This is a genomic window from Streptomyces sp. NPDC035033 (genome assembly GCF_040636735.1).
Lineage (GTDB): Bacteria > Actinomycetota > Actinomycetes > Streptomycetales > Streptomycetaceae > Streptomyces.
Genome location: NZ_JBEZUZ010000188.1, coordinates 1 through 5,070, shown reverse-complemented (window position 1 = coordinate 5,070; position 5,070 = coordinate 1). Strand labels below are relative to the sequence as shown.

Below are 5,070 nucleotides of genomic sequence, written 5' to 3'. Positions count from 1 at the left end.
CGGCTACTCGCCGCGCTTCCGGGCCGCCGGCACCCGGGCCTGACGGCCCGCGCCCGTCCCGCCCCCCACCCGCCCGGCTCCGTGCCCGGGCGGGTCACCCCCCACCCCGCCAAGGAGAGACGCATGCTCGCCACACCGCCCTCCCGCCGCCGCCTCCGCGGCTCCGCCGCCCTCGCCGCGCTGCTCGCCGGAGCGGCCGCCGCCTCGTTCACCGTGGCGCCCGCCCAGGCCGCGGGCCCCGGCAAGGCCCGGGTGCCGATGCACCAGTGCTGGATCAACGGAGTCGCCGCACCGCCGGGCGACATCGTCAGCGGCACCCCCAACGACGACCACATCTTCTGCGACAGCGACCTGGAGAACGTCACCGTCTGGGGCGGCGCCGGCAACGACATGATCGAGGTGCGCGGGCTCGTCATCGACTCGGCCGTGATGGGCGGCGAGGGCGACGACGTCATCCGCGCCAAGCACCTGGTGCCGCAGAACGCCTCCAGCATGGTCCGGGGCAACCGGGGCAACGACGTCATCAAGGTGGCCACGGTCTCGGGCGAGGGCGCCGCGCACGGCGCCGTCGTGCACGGCGACGACGGCGACGACAAGATCACCACCGGCTCGGTGACCGGCGCCCCCGGCAAGTTCAACCGGGGCGGCGGGATCGTCACCGGCAACGACGGCGCCGACACCATCAAGGTCGGCACGATCGACTTCTCCGGACGGGTGCTCGGCGGCAGCGAGGGCGACACCATCGAGGCCGCGGCCCTCGGCCCCGAGTCCGGCGGCCTCATCCAGGCGGGCCCCGGCGACGACAGGATCAGCGGCCCCGGCGGCGCGATCCTCACCGTCGGCCCGCACTGGGGCATGGTCGACGCGGGCGTCGGCAAGGACACCTGCGCGGTGAAGTCGGTCTCGACGCGGACCTCGATCAGCGCCTGCGAGATCCTGCCGAAGGCCGCGCCGAAGCAGCCCGACCAGTCCAAGCAGCCCGACCAGCCCGGCCAGCCCGGCCAGGCGGCGCAGCCGGCGGCCCCGGCCGCGCCCGCGAACCCCGCCGTGCGGCCCGCGGGCTGACCCTCCCCCCGTGCCACCGCCCGGCGACCTCCTGCCCCCGAGGCCGCCGGGCGGTTCTCCGTGCCGGGGCGGAGCGGCTCAGCCGTCGTCCGCCGCCCCCGCCCAGTGGCAGGCCACCCCGCGCTCCCCGCCGCCCGCCCGGAGCACCGGGAGGGGCTCCGTACGGCAGCGGTCGGCGACCCGCGCCGCCTCGCCCGAGGCCAGCACGTGGCAGCGGGCGTGGAAGCGGCAGCCGGCCGGGATCCGGGCCGGGTCCGGCGGCTCCCCGCTCAGCACCACCGGCGGCGTCTCCGACTCCGGGAGCACCGACAGCAGCGCCCGGGTGTACGGATGCCGGGGCGCGGTCAGCACCGACTCGACCGGGCCCGTCTCCACCACCCGGCCCAGGTACATCACCGCCACCCGGTCCGCGATGTTCCAGGCCAGGCCCAGATCGTGCGTCACCACCAGCGCGGAGAGGCCGAGTTCGTCGCGCAGCCGGAGCAGCAGCGCCAGGATCTCGCCGCGTACGGAGGCGTCCAGGGAGGCCACCGGCTCGTCCGCGACGATGAGTTCGGGCTCCAGGACGAGCGCCCCCGCGATCACCACCCGCTGCCGCTGCCCGCCCGACAGCTCGTGCGGGTAGCGCAGGAAGAACCGTTCGGGCGGCCGCAGCCCGGCCCGGGCCAGCGCCCCGGCGACCGCCGCCCGCTCGGCCTCCCCGTCCCGGTGGACGCCGTGGATCCGCAGCCCCTCGGCGACCGCCTCGTAGACGGTGTGCCGGGGGTTGAGGGAGCCGCTCGGGTCCTGGAGGACGAGCTGGGCGCGCCGCCGGTAGGCCTTGAGCGCCCGGGAGGTGTACGCGAGGGGCTCCCCGGCGAAGGAGACCGTGCCGGCCCCCGGACGGACCAGACCGAGGAGCGTCCGCGCCAGCGTCGTCTTGCCGCAGCCGGACTCGCCGACCAGCGCCACGATCTCGCCCGCCCCGATCTCCAGGTCCACCCCGTCGACCGCCCGCGCGGGCGGCGCGCCCCGCCGCCCCGGGAAGGTGACGTGCACGCCGCTGGCAGTGAGCAAGGTCATCCGCTCTCCGTCCCCACGTGGAGGCAGGCGGCCCGGCGCCCGGCGCCGGCCGTCCGCAGTTCCTGGTCGTCCTCGGCGCACGCCGCCACCGCCACCGGGCAGCGCGGGTGGAAGGCGCAGCCGTCCGGCAGCGCCGCCGGGTCCGGCGGGTCGCCGGGCAGGCCGCGCGGCGCCCGCCGCGAGGCCGGGTCCCCGATCCGGGGGAAGGCCGAGGACAGCGCCCGCCCGTAGGGGTGGGCGGCGCACTTGTACACCTCGGCGGCCGGGCCCTCCTCGACGATCCGGCCCGCGTACATGACGGCGAGCCGGTCGCAGGTGTCGGCGAGGACCGCCAGGTCGTGGCTGATCATCATCAGCCCGATGGACTCCTCGGCGACCAGTCGCTCGATCAGCCGCAGGATCTGCGCCTGGATCATCACGTCGAGCGCGGTGGTCGGCTCGTCGGCGACGATCAGGCGCGGCTCGCAGGCGAGCGCCATCGCGATCATCACGCGCTGCCGCTGCCCGCCGGAGAGCTCGTGCGGATAGCCGGCGGCCCGGGAGGCCGGGAGGCCGACCTGTTCGAGGAGGGCGGCGACCCGCTCGCGGGCCTCGGCGGGGGTGGCCCGCCGGTGGACGAGGAGCGGTTCGGCGATCTGGTCGCCGATCCGGCGGACCGCGTTCAGCGAGTGCATCGCGCCCTGGAAGACGATCGAGGCGCCCGCCCAGCGGACCGCCCGCAGCCGCCCCCACTTCATGGCGAGGACGTCCTCCCCGTCGAGGAGGATCTCCCCCTCCAGCCGGGCGGACGCGGGCAGCAGCCGCAGCAGGGCGAGCGCCAGCGTCGACTTGCCGCAGCCGGACTCGCCGGCCACGCCCAGCTTCGACCCGGCCTCCAGGGTGAGGTCCACCCCCCGCACGGCGGGCACGGCCGCCGCCCCGGAGCCGTACGTGACCCGCAGGTCCCTGATCTCCAGGAGGCTCAACGCCCCACCCCCAGCCTCGGGTTGAGCACGGACTCGACGGCCCGGCCGCAGAGCGTGAAGGCGAGCGCGACCAGCGCGATCGCGAGCCCGGGCGGTGCCAGGTACCACCAGTGCCCGGAGGAGACCGCGCCCGCCTCCCGGGCGTCCTGGAGCATGCCGCCCCAGGAGACGACCGTCGGGTCGCCGAGACCGAGGAAGGCGAGGGTGGCCTCGGTGAGGATCGCGGCGGAGATGCCGAGCGTGGTCTGCGCGAGGACCAGCGGCATCACGTTCGGCAGCACGTGCCGGGTCATGACGTGCCCGTGCCCGCCGCCGAGGGCGGTGGCCCGTTCGATGTACGGACGGGACTCGACGGCGATCGTCTGCGCCCGGACGAGCCGTGCGGTGGTCGGCCAGGAGGTGACGCCGATGGCGAGCACCACCGTCCACATCGACCGGGACAGCACCGTCGCGAGGACGATCGCCAGGACCAGCGCCGGCATCACCAGGAACCAGTCGGTGATCCGCATGACGACCGTGGAGAGCCAGCCGCCGTAGTGGCCGGCGAGGATTCCGACGAGGGTGCCGATGGCGACGGAGAGGACCGCCGCGAGCAGCCCCACGAGCAGCGAGATCCGGGCCCCCCAGATCAGCAGGCCGAGCAGCGGGCGCCCGAACTGGTCGGTCCCGAGGGGGAATTCGGCGCTCGGCGACTCCAGGGCCGTGCCCGGCGCGTTCGTCACCGACTGCACGTCGGCACCGACGGTCAGCGGGGCAGTGAGCGCGATCAGGGCGATCAGGGCGAGGCCGGCGAGGCCGTAGAGCCCCGCCCGGTGGTTCCGGTACGCCTTCCAGAAGCGCGCCGCCGAACCCTTGCGGCGCTCCCACGCGAGAGAGGTCATCGGCCCACCCGGGGATCGAGCAGCGGATAGAGCAGGTCGGCGAGGAGGTTCATGAGGATCATCGCTCCGGCGAAGACGACGAACAGGCCCTGGACGAGCGGGAGGTCGGGCACGCTCAGCGCCTGGTAGAAGAGGCCGCCGAGCCCCGGCCAGGAGAAGACCGTCTCCACCAGGATCGAACCGGCCGCCACGTGGCCCAGGTTGATGAAGACCATGGTCACGGTCGGCAGCAGCGCGTTGGGCACCGCGTGCCGGCGCCGCACCTCGTCGTCCCTGAGCCCCTTCGCCCGCGCGGTCGTCAGATAGTCGCCGCCCATCTCGTCGAGGAGCGAGGAGCGCATCACGAGCAGCGTCTGCGCGTAGCCGACCGCGACCAGCGTCAGCACCGGCAGGACCAGGTGGTGGGCGACGTCGAGGACGTACGCGAAGCCGGTCTCGCCGGTCCCCGACTCCATGCCGCCGGTCGGGAAGAGCCCCGGGACCGGCCCCATGCCCACCGAGAAGACGATGATGAGCAGCAGCCCGAGCCAGAACGACGGCACCGACCACAGGGTCAGCGCGATCCCGGTGTTCACCCGGTCGCCGAGCCCGCCGTGCCGCCACGCCGAGCGGGTGCCGAGCCACAGGCCGAGCGCCGAGTAGAGCACCACGGCGACCCCGGTGAGCAGCAGCGTCGCCGGCAGCTTCGCCGCGATCAGCTCGCCGACCGGGGCGCGGAACTGGAAGGAGGTGCCGAGGTCGCCCGTGAGCGCCTTGGCGCAGTAGTCGGCGAACTGCTGCCACAGCGGCAGGTCGAGGCCGAACTGGCGCCGCAGCGTGGCCAGTTGCTCGGCCGAGGTGGGGACGCCGTGGGTCATCGCCTTCACCGGGTCCCCGGGCAGGATCCGGAAGAGGAAGAAGCTGGTGACCAGGACGGCGAAGAGGGAGACGAGCGCGCCGCCCAGCTTCCCCGCCGCGTGGCGGAGGTAGCCGGAGCCGACGCCGGTGCGGGGCGCGCCGTCCGTGGCGCCGGCCGCCCCCGGCCCCGCCCCCCCGGCGGGGGTGCGGGGCGGGGGGAAAGCGAAGACCGGGCGGGGGCGGGGGGGGGGCGGGGGGGG

At 75.4% G+C, this 5,070-nt stretch carries 5 protein-coding genes; 1 reads left to right on the top strand and 4 read right to left on the bottom strand.

Annotation, left to right across the window (positions count from 1 at the left end; all coding sequences use genetic code 11):
• Positions 1-123: 123 nt before the first annotated feature.
• Positions 124-1,065 carry a hypothetical protein gene (locus AB0E83_RS35070; protein WP_362120818.1) on the top strand — a complete coding sequence of 314 codons (942 nt, stop codon included), beginning with the start codon at positions 124-126 and terminating at the stop codon, positions 1,063-1,065.
• A gap of 78 nt (positions 1,066-1,143) precedes the next feature.
• On the opposite strand, the gene AB0E83_RS35065 is transcribed toward AB0E83_RS35070, so the two are convergent.
• Genes AB0E83_RS35065 through AB0E83_RS35050 form a run of 4 tightly spaced genes read right to left on the bottom strand, consistent with a single transcriptional unit; the run spans position 1,144 to position 4,917 of the window.
• The gene (locus AB0E83_RS35065) at positions 1,144-2,127 is read right to left on the bottom strand and encodes an ABC transporter ATP-binding protein (RefSeq protein WP_362120816.1); all 984 of its coding nucleotides are present in this window, start codon (positions 2,125-2,127) and stop codon (positions 1,144-1,146) included.
• A complete protein-coding gene (locus AB0E83_RS35060; protein ID WP_362120814.1) occupies positions 2,124-3,092 on the bottom strand; it encodes an ABC transporter ATP-binding protein in 969 nt (322 codons plus the stop codon). Before AB0E83_RS35060 ends, AB0E83_RS35065 begins: the two co-directional genes overlap by 4 nt.
• Positions 3,089-3,973, bottom strand: coding sequence for an ABC transporter permease (locus tag AB0E83_RS35055; protein WP_362120812.1), 885 nt, complete (start codon positions 3,971-3,973; stop codon positions 3,089-3,091). Before AB0E83_RS35055 ends, AB0E83_RS35060 begins: the two co-directional genes overlap by 4 nt.
• Entirely contained in the window at positions 3,970-4,917 is a 948-nt protein-coding gene (locus AB0E83_RS35050; protein ID WP_362120820.1) for an ABC transporter permease, read from the bottom strand. Before AB0E83_RS35050 ends, AB0E83_RS35055 begins: the two co-directional genes overlap by 4 nt.
• Positions 4,918-5,070: the final 153 nt, after the last annotated feature.